19 protein-coding genes are annotated in these 20,310 nt (G+C 64.3%); 16 read left to right on the top strand and 3 right to left on the bottom strand.

Translation table 11 applies throughout. The features are described from left to right. Nucleotides 1–41: 41 nt before the first annotated feature. Genes dapB through F1735_RS03290 form a run of 4 tightly spaced genes read left to right on the top strand, consistent with a single transcriptional unit; the run spans nt 42 to nt 2,265 of the window. The gene (dapB, locus tag F1735_RS03305; RefSeq protein WP_167235592.1) at nt 42–839 is read left to right on the top strand and encodes a 4-hydroxy-tetrahydrodipicolinate reductase; all 798 of its coding nucleotides are present in this window, start codon (nt 42–44) and stop codon (nt 837–839) included. 8 nt (nt 840–847) lie between these two features. Next, nucleotides 848–1,504 carry a MotA/TolQ/ExbB proton channel family protein gene (locus F1735_RS03300; protein WP_167235591.1) on the top strand — a complete coding sequence of 219 codons (657 nt, stop codon included), beginning with the start codon at nt 848–850 and terminating at the stop codon, nt 1,502–1,504. 10 nt (nt 1,505–1,514) lie between these two features. Beyond that, nucleotides 1,515–1,937, top strand: coding sequence for an ExbD/TolR family protein (locus F1735_RS03295; protein ID WP_167235590.1), 423 nt, complete (start codon nt 1,515–1,517; stop codon nt 1,935–1,937). 1 nt (nt 1,938) lies between these two features. After that, nucleotides 1,939–2,265, top strand: coding sequence for a barstar family protein (locus tag F1735_RS03290; RefSeq protein WP_166893646.1), 327 nt, complete (start codon nt 1,939–1,941; stop codon nt 2,263–2,265). Between the two features lie 66 nt (nt 2,266–2,331). On the opposite strand, the gene F1735_RS03285 is transcribed toward F1735_RS03290, so the two are convergent. Then, a complete protein-coding gene (locus F1735_RS03285; protein WP_167235589.1) occupies nt 2,332–2,694 on the bottom strand; it encodes a VOC family protein in 363 nt (120 codons plus the stop codon). 134 nt (nt 2,695–2,828) lie between these two features. Here F1735_RS03285 and F1735_RS03280 point away from each other — a divergent pair, with 134 nt between their 5' ends. Continuing rightward, a complete protein-coding gene (locus tag F1735_RS03280; protein WP_167235588.1) occupies nt 2,829–3,170 on the top strand; it encodes a hypothetical protein in 342 nt (113 codons plus the stop codon). A gap of 53 nt (nt 3,171–3,223) precedes the next feature. Here the strand turns inward: F1735_RS03280 and F1735_RS03275 are convergent, their stop codons facing one another. Then, nucleotides 3,224–3,988, bottom strand: a complete 765-nt coding sequence (locus F1735_RS03275) for a DUF6597 domain-containing transcriptional factor (RefSeq protein ID WP_167235587.1) — start codon at nt 3,986–3,988, stop codon at nt 3,224–3,226. A 567-nt stretch (nt 3,989–4,555) separates the two neighbouring features. Between F1735_RS03275 and leuS the strand changes: the two genes are divergently transcribed. The 11 genes from leuS to F1735_RS03220 all read left to right on the top strand — a co-directional run bounded on the left by leuS (nt 4,556) and on the right by F1735_RS03220 (nt 19,139). Next, nucleotides 4,556–7,210, top strand: coding sequence for a leucine--tRNA ligase (leuS, locus tag F1735_RS03270; protein WP_167235586.1), 2,655 nt, complete (start codon nt 4,556–4,558; stop codon nt 7,208–7,210). A gap of 3 nt (nt 7,211–7,213) precedes the next feature. Then, nucleotides 7,214–7,732 carry an LPS-assembly lipoprotein LptE gene (locus tag F1735_RS03265; protein ID WP_167235585.1) on the top strand — a complete coding sequence of 173 codons (519 nt, stop codon included), beginning with the start codon at nt 7,214–7,216 and terminating at the stop codon, nt 7,730–7,732. Nucleotides 7,733–7,739: 7 nt separating this feature from the next. Then, complete coding sequence (gene holA, locus F1735_RS03260; RefSeq protein WP_167235584.1) at nt 7,740–8,756, top strand: DNA polymerase III subunit delta; 1,017 nt, start codon at nt 7,740–7,742, stop codon at nt 8,754–8,756. Between the two features lie 60 nt (nt 8,757–8,816). Next, nucleotides 8,817–10,082: a glutamate-5-semialdehyde dehydrogenase gene (locus F1735_RS03255; RefSeq protein WP_167235583.1), complete on the top strand. Its 1,266-nt coding sequence runs from the start codon at nt 8,817–8,819 to the stop codon at nt 10,080–10,082. 24 nt (nt 10,083–10,106) lie between these two features. Then, entirely contained in the window at nt 10,107–10,517 is a 411-nt protein-coding gene (locus F1735_RS03250; RefSeq protein ID WP_167235582.1) for a CopD family protein, read from the top strand. 10 nt (nt 10,518–10,527) lie between these two features. Beyond that, complete coding sequence (locus F1735_RS03245) at nt 10,528–11,127, top strand: 2-hydroxychromene-2-carboxylate isomerase (protein ID WP_167235581.1); 600 nt, start codon at nt 10,528–10,530, stop codon at nt 11,125–11,127. A gap of 194 nt (nt 11,128–11,321) precedes the next feature. After that, nucleotides 11,322–12,524 (top strand): THUMP domain-containing class I SAM-dependent RNA methyltransferase, encoded by a 1,203-nt coding sequence (locus F1735_RS03240; RefSeq protein ID WP_373888462.1) that lies wholly within the window; start codon nt 11,322–11,324, stop codon nt 12,522–12,524. Between the two features lie 2 nt (nt 12,525–12,526). Next, a complete protein-coding gene (locus tag F1735_RS03235; protein ID WP_167235580.1) occupies nt 12,527–13,807 on the top strand; it encodes a multidrug effflux MFS transporter in 1,281 nt (426 codons plus the stop codon). Between the two features lie 331 nt (nt 13,808–14,138). After that, the gene (locus F1735_RS03230) at nt 14,139–16,367 is read left to right on the top strand and encodes a putative bifunctional diguanylate cyclase/phosphodiesterase (RefSeq protein ID WP_167235579.1); all 2,229 of its coding nucleotides are present in this window, start codon (nt 14,139–14,141) and stop codon (nt 16,365–16,367) included. 88 nt (nt 16,368–16,455) lie between these two features. Beyond that, nucleotides 16,456–17,688 (top strand): putative DNA modification/repair radical SAM protein, encoded by a 1,233-nt coding sequence (locus F1735_RS03225; protein WP_167235578.1) that lies wholly within the window; start codon nt 16,456–16,458, stop codon nt 17,686–17,688. Then, entirely contained in the window at nt 17,664–19,139 is a 1,476-nt protein-coding gene (locus F1735_RS03220; protein ID WP_167235577.1) for a UdgX family uracil-DNA binding protein, read from the top strand. Before F1735_RS03225 ends, F1735_RS03220 begins: the two co-directional genes overlap by 25 nt. A 25-nt stretch (nt 19,140–19,164) precedes the next feature. Here the strand turns inward: F1735_RS03220 and F1735_RS03215 are convergent, their stop codons facing one another. Then, nucleotides 19,165–20,289: a hypothetical protein gene (locus F1735_RS03215; protein ID WP_167235576.1), complete on the bottom strand. Its 1,125-nt coding sequence runs from the start codon at nt 20,287–20,289 to the stop codon at nt 19,165–19,167. Nucleotides 20,290–20,310: the final 21 nt, after the last annotated feature.

Genomic DNA, 20,310 nt, shown 5'->3' with positions numbered 1-20,310 from the left:
TCATTCCATACCAGCGCACCGGTAGCACGAGGGTCGGCATAATGAATCAGATGAACATTGCAGTAGCGGGCGCCGACGGGCGCATGGGACGGATGCTGGTGGATGCGCTCGGCGCGGCGCCGGACGCCGTGCTGGCCGGCGCGCTCGGCCTGGCCGGCTCGCCCGCCATTGGCCAGCTGGTCGGCCCGGCTCCCGGCGTGACGATCGAAGCGGAGCTGGGCGCCGGCCTGTCTGGCGCCGATTTCCTGATCGACTTCACCCGCCCCGAAGGCACGCTCAGGCATCTGGCGTATTGCGCCGAGCACGGCATCAAGCTGATCATCGGCACCACCGGTTTCGACGATGCCGGCAAGGCCGCGATTGCCGCCGCCGCCGAAAAAACCGCGATCATGTTCGCGCCCAACATGAGCGTGGGTGTGAACGTCACCCTCAAGCTGCTCGAACTGGCCGCCAAAAGCATGGCCGAGGGCTACGACATCGAAATCATCGAAGCGCACCACCGCCACAAGGTCGATGCGCCGTCCGGCACCGCGCTCAAGATGGGCGAAGTCATTGCCGACGCGCTCGGGCGCGACCTGAAGCAATGCGCCGTCTACGGGCGCGAAGGCGTCACCGGCGAACGCGATCCATCGACCATCGGCTTTGCCACCATCCGCGGCGGCGACATCATCGGCGACCATACGGTGCTGTTTGCCGGCACCGGCGAGCGCATCGAAATCAGCCACAAGTCGAGCAGCCGCGCCAGCTACGCCAGCGGCGCGCTGCGCGCCTGCCGCTTCCTGGCCGACAAGGCGACCGGTTTGTACGACATGCAGGACGTGCTGGCACTCAAGGACTAGTGTCCGCCATGCCACCGGTCAATCATTTCAGCATCGCGCGCTACTGGGAACAGGGCGACGCGCTCAGCCACGCGGTGGCGTACGTGCTGATGCTGATGTCGCTGGTGAGCTGGTTTTTCATCCTGTCCAAAGCCTTCAGCAGCTGGCGCGTGCGGCGCGCGGCGCCGGCGCTGGACGCCTTCTGGGCCGCCCCCACGCTGCAGGACGGCATCGCGCTGCTGGCCCTGGCCGACCGCGAGCGCATTTATCTGCCGCTGCCGGCGCAAGGCCTGGCCCACCTTGGGGCCGCCGCCACCCTGGCCGGCGCCATGAGCCGCGATGAACAGATCATCCGCGTGCTGCGCCAGGAAATCACGCGCGCCACCCATCGCATCGAAAGCGGACTGACCGTGCTGGCCTCGATCGGCGCGACCGCGCCGTTTGTGGGCCTGCTGGGCACGGTGTGGGGGATTTATCATGCGCTGTCGAATGTGTCCGCCGCCGGCAGCGTGCAGATCGACAAGATCGCCGGACCGGTCGGCGAAGCCTTGATCATGACCGGCTTCGGGCTGGTGGTGGCCATTCCCGCCGTGCTGGCGTATAACGGCTTGAACCGCCTGAACCGGCTCACGTTGGCCGAGCTCGACGGCTTCGCCCACGATTTGCATTCCTACTTCGGCAGATAAGGGGAACGGCATGGCATTCGGCAGCTTCAATCCATCGCGCCAGCAATCGATGATGAGCGATATTAACGTGACCCCGATGGTCGACGTGATGCTGGTGCTGCTCGTCATTTTCATCATGACCGCGCCGATGTTCACGCATGCGGTCAAGCTCGACTTGCCGCGCGCGCAGGCCGGCGCGGTGCAGCTGCAGCCGCACACGGTGACCATCGCCATCGACGCCGAAGGCGTGCTGTACTGGAATGAGGAGCGGGTCGATGCGGCCGTGCTCGACGCGCGCCTGACCCAAGCGGCGCGCCAGGCGCCGCAGCCCGAATTGCAGCTGCGCGCAGACAAAAACACCCGTTACGACGCCGTGGCCCAGGTCATGGCGGCGGCGCAGTCCCGAGGTCTCGGCAAGCTGGGCTTCGTGACCGATCCACACAAGGAGAAATAATATGGCCAGTGCCGAACTGAATGGCGCCTCGATCCTCGGCTGGGATACCTTTCATTCCGAAAGCCGCGCGGCGTTCGGGTTTCCCGAGTATTACGCCAACACGATGGATGCCTGGGTCGATTGCCTGAGCTACCTGCGCGACGAAGACGGCATGACCCGCTTCCGGCTGAAACCGAACGAGGTGCTGGAGATTGTCGTCAAGGATGCGGCATCGATGCGCGAGCGCGTGCCCGACTTGCTCGACGAAATGACTTTCTGCATCGCCGGCATCAACGAGCGCTATGAGGATTACGGCGAGAAGCCGGCGCTGGCGCTGGTGTTGCGCTGATCCGCCTGGTGGTTTTGCCTGGGGCGCGCGGGCAGCAAGTGCCCGTGCGCCTGATCCGGCTGGTGCTCAGCTGACCTTCTTGAGGTCGAAGTTCGGATTGTAGATCAGTCCCAAGGTATTGCCGAACGGATCCTTCAACTCGACCACCTTGATCGACTCGCCCACATCCTGGATGGCCGAGTGGATGCTCGCGCCCAGGCCGGTGATGCGGTCGACTTCCGCCTCGATATCGTCCACGCCCCAGTAGGCCACGCAGCCGGGCATGCCGGGCTCGCCCGGGTGCAGCCCCAGTTCGAAGCCGCCGATCTCGAAGCCGATGTAGTACGGCTCGTCGAAGTAGGGCGCGGTGCGGAACACCTCGGTGAACCATTTCTTGGCCGCATCCATATCCTGGACCGGGTAGCAGACTGTGCGCATTCCCTTGATCATGATTGTCTCCTGTGAGTGCAAAAACAGCATCCTGCCACGGCGCGCGCCGCTTGTATTGTAAAAATGTAAGGCGGTCAGCTCAGGTCCGCTGTCGGCTGGTCGATTGCGCCGGCTTGATCGCAAGCCGTTTTTGAATGTCAAAAATTATGTTGGATAACTCTCCAGAGAGCAAGAGCCTGATCAATGCCTGCTTTCTCATCGAGAAATTGCAGAATGAACTCAACAATATTCTGTCTTTTTCAAGTGATCAGCTAAGCCAATGGCATTCGCAGAACGAGCTTCGCCTGGCTCTGCTGCTTCAGTTCGCTGAGCAAGCGCGGCTTCCTGAAGAATCGTATGAACGCATTCAGAAAAACGTTTGCATGCTTCATAAACCGCTGACTGGCGCCGTGGAAATTTCCGCCGATGACATCGGTAGAATAGCTGCCTTGCTCCGTGAGATCGACAATCAAGGGTTTTGCTGCTGGATGATCTAAGGTCGCCAGCGACTATTCGCGACATGCAGACGGTGCCGGGACGATATGCACGGTCAGGCCCGCGCGGCAAACGATTCCGGCGTGCTGCCCGACAATTGGCGGAATTCGTGGATCAGGTGCGGCTGGTCGTAGTAGCCCAGCTCGAGTGCGAGGCTGGACCAGTCGAACTGCGTGGGGTCGCTGGCGGCGCGGATGCGTGCGCTGGCCTGGCGAAAGCGGCACACGCGCGCGAACTGCTTGGCGCCCAGGCCAACCCTGGCGCGGAACTGGCTGGACAGGTGCTGGCGCGACACGCCCAGCTGCGCGGCCAGGGTTTCGATGCGCAGGGAACCGTGGCTACGCTCGATGGCGCTCACGGCCGCATCTGCCAGGCCCGGCTTGATGCCGGTGGCAGTGCCGCGCAGGCGTTGCAGCAGCAGGCCTTCGACGGTGGCGACCGCCTCGCTGTCCGACAAGGTGCGCGACCACAATGCATCGGTGAACTGGCGTGCTGCGGCGCCGTCCCACAGCGCGTCCAGGCAAGGATGCTGGTCGGCCAGTTCGTGCAGCGGCATGGCGAAAAAGTGCGCGGCGGCGCCCGCTTTGAAGCGCGCCGCGATGGTGCGCACAGGCTGATGCACGGGCACGAGGATGACCGTGCTCATCATGCCCGATACCCGGCTCAGCGCGGCCACATCCTGCCACAGGATGTCCATGCAGTTGTCCGGCAGTACCCGGTGCGTGACGGGGGAGGCGCCGGGCAGCACCTGGCAGGTCCACAGGCAAGCCAGATAGGGCGCCAGCGCGGGGTGGGGCGGGTATTCCTGGTAGAGGACCATCAGGATGGCTGGGCGAGTTGGGCAGACGGGTATTTTACCGTGCCAGGGCGGCGTTCAGGCCAGCAATCCGGGCCAGAAAGTTTTCAGCAATATCGGGATGATCAGGCTGAAAAACAGCGCGCTTACCCACCTCAATTGCTGTGCATACCCTATTGCGTCGAATTTGATCGTCATGATGGCAATTTCCGGTAAAGCTTACTTAGCTCAGAAAAAATCCAGATGCTTCAGACGGACAGCCATGCGCCGCGATTGATCGTGCTTTCAGGGAAAGAAAATTTTGATCGCCATGGCGATGTTCAGCGAAATGATCAGGCCCGTCAACCAGCGGTTAACGGTCAGATCATGTTCGGTCGCTTTGAAGCGTGCCTCGGATCACGCCGGCATCTTCCAGCCGCTTCGTGCAGGCTAAGGCGTCGAATTTGCTTGTCATGTTGTTTAGACAGCAAGCCCGCCCCATCGTTCAGCGAATTTTCGCCCCTTGTCCCCGGCCGTGCCCGGATACGGGATGTGCCAGTATAATGATCGGTTCATATTACTTTTGGCCGCGCCCGCTTGGCCGCACACATCATGCAAGATAAATATAGTCCCGCCGACGTTGAACAAGCCGCCCAAGCCCACTGGAAGGCCATCGACGCCTACAAGGCCGTCGAGAACGACCCGCGTTTCCCGAAAGGTAAGTACTACGCTTGCTCCATGCTGCCTTACCCGTCGGGCAAGCTGCACATGGGCCACGTGCGCAACTATACGATCAATGATGTGATGTACCGCTACCTGCGCATGAGCGGCTACAACGTGCTCATGCCGATGGGCTGGGACGCCTTCGGCATGCCGGCCGAGAACGCGGCCATGCAAAACAACGTGCCGCCGGCGCAATGGACCTATTCCAACATCGCCCACATGCGCGAGCAGATGGAGTCGATGGGCCTGGCGATCGACTGGTCGCGCGAAATGACCGCCTGCAAGCCCGAGTACTACAAGTGGAACCAGTGGATGTTCCTCAAGATGCTCGAAAAAGGCATCATCTACAAAAAGACCGGCACCGTGAACTGGGATCCGATCGACCAGACCGTGCTGGCCAACGAGCAGGTCGTCGACGGCAAGGGCTGGCGTTCCGGCGCGCCGATCGAAAAGCGCGAAATCCCGATGTACTACGCGCGCATCACCGACTACGCCGACGAACTGCTCGACTATGTCGACAACAAGCTGCCAGGCTGGCCGGAAAGAGTGCGCGTCATGCAGGCCAACTGGATCGGCAAGTCGGTCGGCGTGCGCTTCGCCTTCCCGCATACCATCGCCAACGCCGCCGACGCTACTGGAAAAACGCTGATCGACGACGGCAAGATGTACGTCTTCACCACCCGCGCCGACACCATCATGGGCGTGACCTTCTGCGCCGTGGCGCCGGAGCACGCGCTGGCGCAGCACGCCGCGCAAACCAACCCGGAACTGGCGGCCTTCATCGCCGAGTGTAAACTCGGTAGCGTGATCGAAGCCGACATGGCGACCATGGAGAAGAAGGGCATGCCAACGGGCCTGTTCGTCACCCATCCTCTCACCAATGAGCAGGTCGAAGTCTGGGTCGGCAACTACGTGCTGATCACCTACGGCGACGGCGCCGTCATGGGCGTGCCCGCGCACGACGAGCGCGATTTCGCGTTCGCCAAAAAATACAATCTGCCGATCAAGCAGGTGGTCGCGGTCGAAGGCAAGCAATACTCGCTCGACGCCTGGCAGGAATGGTACGGCGACAAGGAAAACGGCGTCTCCATCAACTCCGGCAAATACGACGGCCTCGATCACATCGCCGCCGTCAATGCAGTCGCTGGCGACCTGGCCACGGCCGGCCTGGGCGACAAGAAGATCACCTTCCGCCTGCGCGACTGGGGCATTTCGCGCCAGCGCTACTGGGGCACCCCGATCCCGATGATCCACTGCGCCGATTGCGGCGTGGTGCCGGTGCCCGAAAAAGACTTGCCGGTGGTGCTGCCGGAAGACTGCGTCCCGGACGGCAGCGGCAATCCGCTGGGCAAGCACGAGGCGTTCCTCAAGTGCGACTGCCCGCAGTGCGGCAAACCGGCGCGCCGCGAGACCGACACGATGGACACCTTCGTCGATTCGTCGTGGTACTACATGCGCTATACCTCGCCAGGCAGCACCGAGGCGATGGTCGACGCGCGCAACGATTACTGGATGCCGATGGACCAGTACATCGGCGGCATCGAACACGCCGTCATGCACCTGCTGTACGCGCGCTTCTGGACCAAGATCATGCGCGAACTCGGCCTGGTCAAGTTCGACGAGCCGTTCGTCAACCTGCTCACGCAAGGCATGGTGCTCAACGAAACCTACTACCGCGAACCGCAGCCGGGCAAGTACGTCTGGTTCAACCCGGCCGATATCGACCTGACCCTGGACGACAAGGGTCGTCCGCAAGGCGCCACGCTCAAGAGCGACGGCCAGCCGGTGATCATCGGCGGCACTGAAAAGATGTCGAAGTCGAAAAACAACGGCATCGACCCGCAAGCCCAGATCGGCCAGTACGGCGCCGACACCGCGCGCCTGTTCACCATGTTCGCGTCGCCGCCGGAGCAGACGCTCGAATGGTCCGACAGCGGCGTCGAAGGCGCCAGCCGCTTCCTGCGCCGCGTGTGGGCGTATGCGTACGCGCAATCGCCGCGCATCGCTTCAAGCCTGGCCGCGACCGGCAAGGTCGAAGGCGGCGAAGCGCACAAGACGCTGCGCCGTGAACTGCACAAGATCCTGCAGCAGGCCGAGTACGACCTGAAACGCATCCAGTACAACACGGTGGTGTCGGCCTGCATGAAGATGCTCAACACGATGGAATCGGCCAAGCTGGAAGACGGCGCGGCCACCGACGCGGTCATCGCCGAAGGCCTGTCGATCTTCCTGCGCGTGCTCAACCCGGTCGCGCCGCACATCACCCACGTGCTGTGGGAAGAACTGGGCTACGCCAAGGTCCACGGCGATATCCTCGACGTGCAGTGGCCGCAGGTCGATCCGGCCGCGCTGGAACAGGCCGAGATCGAGATGATGATCCAGGTGAACGGCAAGCTGCGCGGCTCGATCAAGGTCGCCAAGGATGCCGACAAGGCCTCCATCGAAGCGATGGCGCTGGCCTGCGAAGCGGTGCAGAAGTACATCGAGACGCCGCCGAAAAAGGTGATCGTGGTGCCCGGCAAACTGATCAGCATCGTGGTGTAAGCGATGACCATTCCTCGCTCCGCCACCGTGCTGCGCGCCACATGTGCGCTGGTGCTGCTCGCAAGCCTGTCCGCGTGCGGCTTCCAGCTGCGCGGCTCGAACGGCCAGTTCAAGATGCCGTTCCACAGCATCTACCTGGCCTTCCCCGAAACGTCGGCCCTCGGCACCGAGTTGCGGCGCAACCTGCGCGGCGGCGACGACGTGAAGGTGCTCGCCGACGCGTCCAAGGCCGAAACCCTGTTCGACGTGCTGTCGGAAACGCGCGGCAAGCAGATCCTCTCGCTCAACGCCCAGGGCCGCGTGCGCGAGTACCTGCTGACCTACACCCTGGTATTCCGCCTGCGCGACAACAAGGGCGCGGAACTGCTGCCGGCCACCGAAATCTCGCTCAAGCGCTCGATTACCTTCGACGAGAGCCAGGTGCTGGGCAAGGAATCGGAAGAAGTGCTGCTGTACCGCGACATGCAGACCGACCTGGTTCAGCAGATCCTGCGCCGCCTGGTGGCGGTCAAGCCGACATGAGCATGCGATGCAGCTGAGGATTGACGCGCTCGAAGGGCACCTGGCCAAGACGATCGCGCCGCTGTACGTGATCGCCAGCGACGAGCATCTGCTGGCGCTGGAGGCGGCCGACAAGATCCGCCGCGCCGCGCGCGCCAACGGCTACTCCGAACGCGACGTGCTGACCGTGGAGCGCACCTTCAAATGGGGCGAGCTGCTGGCCGCCAACCAGGCCTTGTCGCTGTTCGGCGACAAGAAGCTGATCGAACTGCGCATCCCGACCGGCAAGCCGGGCAAGGATGGCGGGGCCGCGCTGCAAAGCTACGCCAAGGATCTCAGTCCAGACAACCTCACGTTGATCACCCTGCCCAAGCTCGATTGGCAGACCGCCAAGGCGGCCTGGGTGGGCGCCTTGCAGCAGGCCGCCGTGTACATCGAAATTCCGGCCATCGAACGCCCCCAGCTGCCCGGCTGGATCGGCACGCGCCTGGCAGCGCACGGCCTCTCCGCCGACCGCCAGTCGCTCGACTTCATCGCCGACCGGGTCGAAGGCAACCTGCTGGCGGCGCACCAGGAGATTCAGAAGCTCGCGCTGCTGCACGACCCCGGCAAGCTGACCTTCGAGCAGGTACACGACGCGGTGCTCAACGTGGCGCGCTACGATGTGTTCAAGTTGTCCGAGGCCATGCTGGCGGGCGATTGCGCACGCCTGGTGCGCATGCTCGAAGGCCTGAAAGGCGAAGGCGAGGCGCTGCCGCTGGTTTTATGGGCGGTCGCCGAAGAAATCCGTACGCTGTTAAAATTGAAATCCGGGATGGCGCAGGGACGGCCGCTCGGCGTGCTGCTCAAGGAACACCGCATCTGGGGTCCGCGTGAACGCATGATGGAACCGGCGCTGCGCCGCATCTCGTTGCCGACCCTGGAAGGCGCGATGCGCGACGCCGCGCAGGTCGACAAAATGATCAAGGGCCTGCGCGCCAAAGGCTTCGCCGGCGACGCCTGGGATGCGATGCTGCAACTGGCCTTGAAAGTAACGCGCGGATAGAACGCAGCGGCACGCTACCATGGTGCCGGCGCGATCGATGCGCTTCACCTAGACGAAATAATGAACATTACCGAATACATGCAACAGGTCGGCCAGCGCGCCCGCGCCGCTTCGCGCGCCATGGCAAGGTCCGACAGCGCCACCCGCAACCGTGCGCTGCTGCTGATCGCCGACGCCATCGTGCGCGACAGCGCGCTGCTGCGCGCCGCCAATCAGCTCGACCTCGATGGCGCCGCCGCCGCCGGCCTGGCGCCGGCCATGCTGGACCGCCTGCAACTGTCGGACAAAGCCATCGACACCATGGTCGAAGGCTTGCGCCAGATCGTCTCGCTGGCCGACCCGATCGGCGAAATCTCGAACATGAAGTTCCGCCCGAGCGGTATCCAGGTGGGCCAGATGCGCGTGCCGCTGGGCGTGATCGGCATCATCTACGAAGCGCGCCCGAACGTCACGGTCGACGCGGCGGGGCTGTGCATCAAGAGCGGCAACGCGACCATCCTGCGCGGCGGCTCGGAAGCGATCAACTGCAACCGCGCGCTGGCCAGGATCGTGGCCGAGGGCCTGGCCGGCGCCGGCTTGCCGGCCGACGGCGTGCAAATCGTCGACACCACCGACCGCGCCGCCGTCGGCGCGCTGATCACCATGCCCGAGTATGTGGACGTGATCGTGCCGCGCGGCGGCAAAGGCTTGATCGCGCGCCTGATCGCCGAAGCCACGGTCCCGATGATCAAGCACCTGGACGGCATCTGCCACGTCTACATCGACACCAAGGCCGACCTGGAAAAAGCGGTGGCGATCGCGTTCAACGCCAAGTGCCACCGCTACGGCACCTGCAACACCATGGAAACCTTGCTGGTCGCGCGCGCCATCGCGCCGACCGTGCTGCCACGCCTGGCGCAGCTGTATGCCGGCAAGGAAGTCGAACTGCGCGCCGATCCGGAATCGTTGGCGCTGCTGGCGGGCTACCCGCACCTGGTGGCGGCGGTGGAAGAAGACTGGTCCACCGAATACCTGGCGCCGGTCTTGTCGATCAAGCTGGTCGATGACATGGACGCGGCGATCGACCATATCAACAGCTATTCGTCGAAGCACACCGAAGCGATCATCACCGAAGACTACAGCGACGCGCTGCGCTTTTTGCGCGAAGTCGATTCGGCCTCGGTGATGGTCAACGCCTCGACCCGTTTTGCGGACGGCTTCGAGTACGGCCTGGGCGCCGAAATCGGCATCTCCAACGACAAGCTGCACGCGCGCGGCCCGGTCGGGCTGGAAGGATTAACATCGCTCAAGTACGTGGTGTTCGGCCACGGCGAAGTGCGCTCTTAAGCCCGTAATTTACTTTGGATTGCCATGCTCTGGATTAAAGCTTTTCACATCATCTTCATCGCCTCGTGGTTTGCCGGGCTGTTTTACCTGCCGCGCATTTTCGTCAACCTGGCGCAGGAGACCGAAACGGTGGCCAGCGCGCGCCTGCTGCTGATGGCGCGCAAGCTGCTGCGCTTTACCACCATGCTGGCGGTGCCGGCGGTGCTGCTGGGGGTCTGGCTGTGGCTCGGATATGGCTTCAAAGGCGGCTGGATGCATGCCAAGCTGGCGCTGGTGTTGCTGGTGATCGGTTACCACCACGCATGCGGCTCGCTCCTGAAAAAATTCGAACGCGGCGCGAACAAACGCAGCCACGTCTGGTTCCGCTATTTCAACGAGGTGCCGGTGCTGCTGCTGGCCGCCATCGTGATCCTGGTCGTGGTCAAACCCTTCTGAGGGGGGCTTCATGAGTAAAACGGTTCAGTATTTTTTCGCGCCGCAGTCGCCTTGGGCGTACCTGGGTCATGAGCGTTTTGTGGCCATGGCAAATGCGCGCGGGGCGCTGATCGACATCAAGCCTTTCGACCTGGGCAAGGTGTTCAGCGTGTCGGGCGGGCTGCCGCTGGCCAAGCGCGCGCCGCAGCGCCAGGCCTACCGCCTGCAGGAACTGGCGCGCTGGTCGAGCCATCTGGGCGTGCCGCTGATTGCGCATCCGACGTTTTTTCCGGTGCCGCCGGAAGCGGCGGCGCGCCTGATCATCGCCGCGCGCACCAGCCTGGGCGCCGAGGCGGCGCTGGGGCTGACCGGCGCGATCATGCGCGCGCTGTGGGCCGAGGACCGGAATATCTCGGACGAAGACACGCTGGCGCAGATCGCCAGCGCCTGCGGGCTCGATGGAAAAATGCTGGTCAAGTCGTCGGCCACCGCCGGCGTGCAGGAGCAGTACGAGCGCAACACCGATGAAGCCATGGCCGCCAGCGTGTTCGGGGTGCCGTGGTACGTGGTTGACGGGGAAGGGTTCTGGGGACAGGACCGGCTCGATTTTGTTGAGCGGGCGCTCTCTTAGCGCTTGAAACGCAATCTTTAGAGGTCGGCTGCAGAGTCCCGTCGTTCCCGCGAAGGCGGGAATCCATAGCACCTCCGCTAAGCACATGTGCTATGGATTCCCGCCTTCGCGGGAAAGACGAAGGATAGTGGCTCAAACAGCTACACCGGTATTAGCAACAAACGATTTTTCACAACGGACAAAGGGTTCACCACATGCCATCATTTTTCTGCCCATGCCCACGCGGCATGGAAGCGGCGCTTGCCGAAGAACTGGGCGAAATCGCCCTGACCAGCACCACCATGAAGGTACACAACCAGGTTCCCGGCGGCGTACACTGCTCCGGCGACCAGACTGACGCTTACCGCATCAACCTGCACTCGCGCATCGCCTCGCGCGTGCTGATGCGCATGGCGCACGCCAGCTACGCCAACGAGAACGATATCTACGACCTGGTCCTGGCCCAGCCCTGGGAAGACTGGTTCGGGGTCGACCACACCATCCGGGTCGATGTCACCGCCGTCAAGTCGCCCCTGCGCAGCCTGGAATTCACCACGCTCAAGATCAAGGACGCGATCTGCGACCGCTTCCGCGACCAGTTCGACAAGCGCCCGTCGGTCAACACGCGCGAGCCGGACATGCGCATCGTGGGCTTCCTCGACAACCGCAACTTCACGGTCTACCTGGACACCTCCGGCGAAGCCCTGTTCAAGCGCGGCTGGCGCGAAGAAACGGGCGACGCGCCGCTGCGCGAGAACCTCGCCGCCGGCATGCTGCGCGTCTCCGGCTGGAAGCCGGGCACGGTGCTGTTCGACCCGATGTGCGGCTCGGGCACCATCCTGATCGAAGCGGCCCAGATGGTACAGGGCATTCCGCCCGGCGCGCGCCGCAGTTTCGCGTTCGAGAAATTCCACAACTTCGTGGCCGCCCCGTGGCAGGACATGAAGAACGCGATCAAGCCGCTGCCGCTGCCAAGCGAGCCAACCATCTTCGGCAGCGACATCTCGGGCGACATGGTCGCCATGACGCGCCATAACCTGAAAATCGCCGGCATCATGTTCGACGTGCCGCTCAAGCAGATCGAAGCGCAGGAAGTGAAGGCGCCCACCGAGCAGCCGGGCATCCTCTTGACCAACCCGCCGTACGGCGAGCGGATCGGCGTGCGCGGCGACAGCACCATCCCGGCCGACGACATGTCGGTCGCGTTCTACTCGGCGCTGGGCACCACGCTCAAGCAGCGCTTCGCCGGCTGGACCGTGTTCCTGTTTACCGCCGACCTGACCTTGCCCAAGCTGCTGCGCCTGAAAGAAGCGCGCAAGACGCCATTCTTCAATGGCGCCCTCGAATGCCGCCTGTTCAGGTTCGACATGGTGGCCGGCTACAACCGGCGCGAAGAAGCCAAGCCAAAACCGGAGTAAGCATGTTCCCCAGCCCGCCGCCCGACCTGCCGCCGGACCCCGTCACGCCGGTGCCGCTGCCGCCCGTGACGCGGCGCGCGGTTCCCGGGATGGTGGGCCTGGCGACCCTGCTGGCCGGGCTGTCGATGTTGGGACCGTTCTCGATCGACGCCTACCTGCCGGCCTTCCCCAACATCGAAGCGTCGCTGGGCGCCACCCCGATCGAAGTCCAGCAAACCCTGACCGCCTACATGCTCGCTTTTGCCGGCATGGTGCTGTGGCATGGCGCGCTGGCCGACGCCTTCGGGCGCCGCAACGTGGTACTGTGCGCGCTGGTGGTGTTCGCCATCGGCACCTTCGGCTGCGCCGCCTCGCATTCGGTCCACTACCTGTGGATCTTCCGGATCATGCAGGGCGTCTCCGCCGGGGCCGGGGTGGTGGTGGGACGCGCCATCATCCGCGACCTGTACGACGATGCGCCGGCGGCGCGCCTGCTATCGCTGGTGACGATGATCTTCACGATCGCGCCGGCCATTGCGCCCATCCTGGGCGGCTGGATCGTTACCTATTCGGACTGGCGCACCATCTTCCTGGTGCTGCTGGCCTACAGCGTGATCCTGTTCGTGTACTGCTACCGGCGCCTGCCCGAAACGCTGCCGCCCGACAAACGCCAGACCTTCAATCCGCGCTACCTGTGGCAAAACTACAGCGCCATTTTCAGCTCGCCCCTGTTCCACATGAAGGCCGGCATCGTGGCCCTCAACTTCGCCGGCCTGTTCTTGTACATCTCGGCCGCGCCGGTGGCGCTGCCAATGCACCTGCGCCTGGGACCGGACCAATTCGGATGGCTGTTCATTCCCTCGGTGGCCGGCATCTTCCTGGGCGCGCTCACGGCCAACCGGATCGCCGGCAAAATGAGCTTCGCGCGCCAGATCGGCATCGGTTTCGGCTTTTTGCTCACGGCCGCCAGCGCCAATCTGTTGTATCACAGCGTCTTTACACCGGCGTTGCCGTGGAGCGTGGCGCCGATGTTTTTCTACACCTTCGGCATGTCGCTGATCGCGCCCGGCGCCACCCTGCTCGCGCTCGACCTGTTCCCGCGCATCCGCGGCACCGTCGCCTCGTGCCAGTCGTTCGCCGTCACCCTGCTGGGCGCCTTGGTGGCGGGCGTGATCGCGCCGTTCCTGTCGCACTCGATGCTGTGGCTGGCCATGGGCCAGGTCGGCTTCGCCTTGTGCGCGCTCGCCTTGTGGGTGGCCTCGCGCCTGTATCACCGCAGGCGTCCGGCGGCCCTGGCATCGTGACGCGCGGCGCCACTTGACAATAAAAAGTTTTGCTTTGAGTAACGTTCCTCGGGTCAACATTCGTGCATATATGCTAAGATAGCCGTTTTTAAAACCTGACACGCTGCCCAAACCCCGCGCGCGACAGGCGTATTTGATTTTTCGTCGTGGTCGCATCGCGTTGCGCGCCACCTCCAACCATCGACCATTTGGCGGCAGTTTTCGACACCATGCAGCATTCGGACAACGATCTTCGCAAGCGGCCCGGGCGCGCCTTGGCGCCCCTGTTTCCCGCACCGGCCGGGCCAGTGCGCGTTGCGGGTGCGGACGATGGATTCCGTTTAAGGTTCCAATGAACGACAATCCCGCCAGCGCGCTGTCGCAGACCGATGCCTGTATCAGCCCCGATGCCCAGGCGCAGCCGCGCATCCTGCTGATCGACGACGAGCCGCGCCTGCTGTCGGCGCTGCACGAGCTGCTGCGCGACCGCGGTTTCGAGCTGGTCACCGCCAGGAGCGGCGCCGAGGCGCTGGCGCAACTGAGCGCGCGCCGCTTCGACCTGGTGCTGCTCGACCTGCGCCTGCCCGACATGAGCGGCCATGAAATCATGGACTTCATCAACGAGCGCGACATCGACGCCGACGTGATCGTGATGAGCGGCGACGTCGGCATCGAGGCGGCCATCGGCGCCCTCAAGCGCGGCGCCTACGATTACCTGCGCAAGCCCTACAGCCGCGAAGAGATGCTCAAGACGGTCGGCAACGCGCTCCAGCAGCGCAGCCTGGCGCTGGACAACGAGCGCATCGCCTCGCAGCTGGAAAACTCCGAAAAGCTGTACCGCTACCTGGTCGACAGTTCGCCCGACATCATCTACACCCTCAATCACGAGGGGCGCTTCACCTTCATCAACGACCGCGCCTTCCAGTTGCTCGGCTTTGCGCGCGAAGACCTGATCGGCCAGCACTACACGATCCTGGTGCATGATGAAGACCTCGAACGCGCGCGCTACGCCTTCAACGAGCGCCGCGTCGACGAACGGGCCTCGCGCAACGTCGAACTGCGCCTGAAGTGCCATGCGCGCGCCGGCCAGGACCGCCAGTTCAACACCACCCTGATGACCATCTCGCTCAATTCGATGGGCATGCATGTGCCGGATAACGATGTCAGGAAGCTCGAGTTCTACGGCACCTACGGCGTGGCGCGCGATATCACCGACCGCAAGCGCGCCGAAGAGGTCATCTCGTACCAGGCTTACCACGACATCCTGACCGACCTGCCGAACCGCATGCTGTTCAAGGACCGCCTCGGGCTGGCCATCATCCAGGCCAAGCGCAAACTGACCGAGCTGGCCGTGATGTTCATCGACCTCGATCGCTTCAAGCTGGTGAACGACACGCTCGGCCACGTCAAGGGCGACGAGCTGCTGCAGCAGGTCGCGCTGCGCCTGAAGCAATGCCTGCGCGACGGCGACACCCTGGCGCGCCAGGGCGGCGACGAATTTACCATCGTGCTGCCGGAACTGGCCGGACGCGGCGAAGCAAAAGCCATCGCCGAGCAATTCCTCGCCTGCCTGCACCTGCCGTTCGACCTCGATGGGCACCAGGTACACATTTCGGCCAGCATCGGCATCGCGATTTATCCGGGCGACGGCGAGTCGATCGACGAGCTGCTGCGCCATGCCGACATCGCCATGTACCAGGTCAAGGCGCTGGGCAAGAACGGCCAGAGTTTTTATCACAACTCGATGCTCGACGTGTCGCACCAGAAGATCGCGCTCGAACAGAGCCTGCGCAAGGCGCTCGAGCAGAACGAGCTGGAAATGTACTACCAGCCGCAGATCGACGTGATCACGGGCCGCATCATCGGCGCCGAAGGGCTGATGCGCTGGAACCATCCGCAGCGCGGCCTCCTGACCGCCAACGAGTTCCTGCCGTTCGCCGAAGACAATGGCCTGATGCTGCCGATTTCGGACTGGATGCTGGGCGCCCTGTGCCGCGACATGCTGGTCTGGAACGAGAACGGCGGCGAATCGATCCGCCTGTCCCTGAATTTGTCGCCGCAATACCTCGACCGCGGCGACTTTTTCGAAAAGATGCGCGGCGCGCTGCTGCGCTACGGGATTTCGCCGGCCCAGATCGAAGTCGAAATCACCGAAAATATCTGCATCCGCAATCCGCAGTACGCGATCGAGCAGTTGAACAAACTGTGCCAGCTGGGCGTATCGGTGGCGATCGACGATTTCGGCACCGGTTACTCCTCGCTGTCCTACCTGCACCGCTTCCCGATCCACACGATCAAGATCGACCAGTCGTTTGTGAAGGAAATCCACGACGAGCAGGGGCATTATCCGGTCATCCTGGCGATCATTTCGATCGCGCGCGGCCTGGGCCTGCATTTGATCGCCGAAGGGGTGGAAACCGAGGTGCAGGCGCGCTACCTCAAGGCCAACGGTTGCCTGACCATGCAGGGCTACCTGTTCCACCATCCGGTTTCGCTGGGCAGCTTCCTGGAAGTGCTGCGGGAACAGGAAGTCCAACTGGCGGCCTGCCGCGCCACCCTGCCGCAGGCCAAGCGCGCGTAGCAATCTTGCACAGGCGCGCCGCGCGCGTGCCCCCGTCCATGGGAATGGTGTACCATACTGTATATATATACAGTGAAGCGTCAAGCCCATGGAACTGACCGACAAGCTCGAAATCCTCGCCGACGCGGCCAAATACGACGCCTCCTGCGCCAGCAGCGGCGCGCCCAGGCGCTCGTCCGAGGGCAAGGACGGCATCGGCGCCACCAACGGCATGGGTATTTGCCACAGCTATACGCCGGACGGGCGCTGCGTGTCCCTGCTCAAGATCCTGCTGACCAATTTCTGCGTCTACGACTGCCAGTATTGCGTCAACCGGCGCACCTCCAACGTGCCGCGCGCGCGGTTCTCGGTCGACGAAGTGGTCAAGCTGACGGTCGACTTTTACCTGCGCAACTACATCGATGGCTTGTTCCTCAGTTCCGGCATCATCCAGTCGGCCGACTACACCATGGAGCAATTGGTGGCCATCGCGCGGCAGTTGCGTGAAGTCCACAATTTCCGTGGCTACATCCACCTCAAGACCATTCCCGATGCCGACGCCGCCCTGATCGCCGCCGCCGGCAAGTATGCCGACCGGCTCAGCGTCAACATCGAACTGCCGACCGAGGGCAGCATCACGCGCCTGGCGCCCGAAAAGAGCGTACATACCATCAAGCTGGCGATGGGCTCGATCCGCCGCAAGCTCGACGAAAAGGCGCAGGAGCCGCGCGCGCCCACATTTGCGCCGGCCGGGCAGAGCACCCAGATGATCGTCGGCGCCGACGCCAGCGACGACCAGACCATTCTGAACACCGCCGAAACCCTGTACGGCAGCTACAAGCTCAAGCGCGTCTACTATTCGGCCTTCAGCCCGATCCCGCAAAGCCCCGACTCGGTGCCGGCGGCGCCCCCGCCCATGCAGCGCGAGCACCGCTTGTACCAGGCCGATTTTCTCATGCGCAGCTACGGTTTCAATGCGGCCGAACTGTTGCCGGCGGCCGGCAACCTGGCGCTCGACATCGATCCCAAGCTGGCCTGGGCGCTGGCGCACCGCGAGCATTTTCCGATGGACCTGAACCTGGCCGAAGAAACGATGATCGCGCGCGTGCCCGGGATCGGTCTGCGCAACGCCAAACGGCTGGTGGAACTGCGCCGCCTGCGCCGCATCCGCTACGCCGACCTGACCCGCCTGCGTTGCAGCATGAAAAAGATCGCCCCGTTCATCGTCACGGCCGACTACCGGCCGGCCTCGGACACCACCGCGTCCGAGGTGTTGCGCCGCTCGATGGCCGAGCATTCACCACGGCAGCTGGATTTATGGGCGGAACTGCAGGCGGCGTAAGCGCGGCCGCCTCGGCTGCGGCCGGGCGTCCGGTGCTGGTCCACTCCTTCGAGCAGTGGCGCCACGCCGCGCGCGACTTGCTGGCGCACAAGGTGCCGCCCCACGCCGTGCAATGGATTTCGCACAAGGACGACGGCGATCTTTTTTCGCAGGGCGCGCAAGCGCCGGCCACGGATGCGGTCCAAGCTGACAGCACGTCCACCATGCGCATACCGCGCCAGCTGATGGACATGCTGCAAAGCGCGGCTTGCTGCCGCGTGCCGAACCGCTGGGCGTTTTTGTACCTGGTGCTGTGGTGCTGGCAGCAGGGCGAAAAAGACGTGCTCTCGGCCGCCGACCAAGACGGCGCCCGCCTGTACGCCATGGTCAAGGCGGTGCATCGCGAGGAACATGACATGCATGCCTACATCCGTTTCCGCGAGCGCCGCGAAGACGCCGGTCCGCCCCGTTTCGTGGCCTGGTTCGAGCCGGCCCACGACGTGCTGCCGCAGGTGGCGCGCCACTTCGCCAGCCGCATGGGCAAGGTCACCTGGATGATCGCCACGCCCGAGGCCAGCGTGCTGTGGGACGGCGCCACCCTGCACAGCACCGGCCCGCTGATGCGCGGCCCGGAAGATATCGACGACGCCGGCGAAGCTTTATGGCTCACTTATTACCGCAGCATCTTCAACCCGGCGCGCCTGAATGCCGACCTGATGCACGGACACATCCCCACGCGCTTCTGGAAAAACCTGCCCGAAGGCGCGCTGGTGCCCGAGATGGTGTCGCAGGCGGCGGCCGGCGCGCGCAGGGTGGGGCAGACCCACAGCGTGGGGCAGCGCGGCGGCGCCGTCATTCCCATCAGTGCCGACCAGGCCCAGCCGCAACGCGACGCCCCCAGCACGCTCGACCAGTGCCGCCGTTGCGAGCTGTGGCAGCACGCGACCCAGGCGGTCGGCGGCGTCGGCCCGGTCGAGGCGCGCATCATGCTGGTGGGCGAGCAGCCGGGCGACCAGGAAGACCTGGCCGGCTTGCCCTTCGTCGGTCCGGCCGGGCAACTGCTGGACCGGGCCATGGCCAAGGCCGAGCTGGACCGGCGCACGATCTACCTCACCAATGCCGTCAAACATTTCAAGTGGGAACCACGCGGCAAGCGGCGCATGCACAAGACCCCGGCCCAGCGCGAGGTGGACGCCTGCGCTTACTGGCTGGGCAGCGAGCTCGCGCAGGTCCGGCCCGAGGTCGTCGTCGCCCTGGGCAGCACCGCGCTCAAGGCGGTGACGGGCAATCCGCACGCCACGCTCAAGGAGGTGCTGGGCAAGCCCTTCCTGCACGAGGGGCGCTGGGTGGTGGTGGTCTACCACCCGTCCTACATCCTGCGCGTGCCGGGCGAGGACATGAAGGTGCAAGCCTTCGGCGTGATGGTCGACGGCTTTCGCCAGGCGCGCGAACTGGCGGCGCCGGCGCCATGAGGGCGCGCCGATAGCGGCACCGGCCTCACACCAGCGGCCGCAAGCCGCCCAGGCGGGCGCCGATGCAGCGCACCAGCGCATGGCTTGCCGCATAGCAGGCCATCACGATGGCGCCCACCAGCGCATAACACAGCGGTCCCGGCTGTTGCATCAGGCGGTGGCCGAACAGGTCGGCGCCGATCGCGGTAAGCAGCATCATCAAAGGAAAATGAAACAGGAAGGCCACGCTGGCGCTGTCGGCCAGATGGCGGTTCAGCCTGGCGAAGAAGGAGGGTGCCGCGCCGCGCGCCACCGGCACCATCGGGCTGCGGTAGCGCACGCTGGCGACGGCGGCAAATCCCAAGCCGACGATCACGTACTTCCACAGCATCAGCAGTTGCCCCCAAGGCGCCGGCAACAGGTCGGTGCGGGCGCCGGCCAGGCGCGAAAACAGGATCGCCGCCGCCAGCAAGCCCCAGGCCGCCAGCGGGTGGAGCAGGGGCCGGGGCCACGGCCCGCGCAGGCCGACCGCCACGCCCAGCAGCCAGACCGTCAGCCAGGGCCAGAACGTCGGCGGCATCCACACCACCAGGCCCAGCAGCAGCGCGGCGCCGCCCGCCAGGGGCCACGGCGCGTGGCTGCGCCATGCGCGCCGCAGCACAAGCAGCAGGCAGCAGGACCACCACAGGTAGGCGTACAGATACAGCATGCCGTTGCTGCCGAAGGTGGGCGTCAGGGCCGGTTGCAGCATGAACAGATTGCTGTAAAAGGCGGGCCAGCTCAGGGTGACGGTGCTAAAGGCGGGAAAGTCGGAGTACAAGCCCGAGCCGTTGAAAAAATGCACGCCGGCCAGGTCGAGCAGGCCGCCCAGGGCCAGCACCGGCAACAGCGCCAGGTGCGAGCGCCACCAGCGCGCGAGCAGCGCACGATCGCCCTGCGCGGTCGGCATGTGGCGCAAGAACAGGCCGACGAAGATGCCGTTGATCACGAAAAACACGGCGAAGGATTCGTGCCCGAGTCCGGTGAAGAAATAGAATGCCTGGTCGATGTGCGAGCGCGCCTGCAAGGCGTCGTAGTCGACGAACATGAGGAAGCGCACGTGATAGACGAGCGCCATCAGGGCGCTGACCCACAGGGACGTGTCGAGAAATGTGGCAAAGCGTCTGTTCATGTCGCGCTCCTTCGCAAGGCC

The sequence above is a fragment of the Massilia genomosp. 1 genome (genome assembly GCF_011682185.1).
Taxonomy (GTDB): Bacteria; Pseudomonadota; Gammaproteobacteria; order Burkholderiales; family Burkholderiaceae_D; genus Telluria_A; species Telluria_A rubra.
Note: the sequence above shows the minus strand (reverse complement) of the source record. Positions and strands in the feature narration are given on the sequence as shown.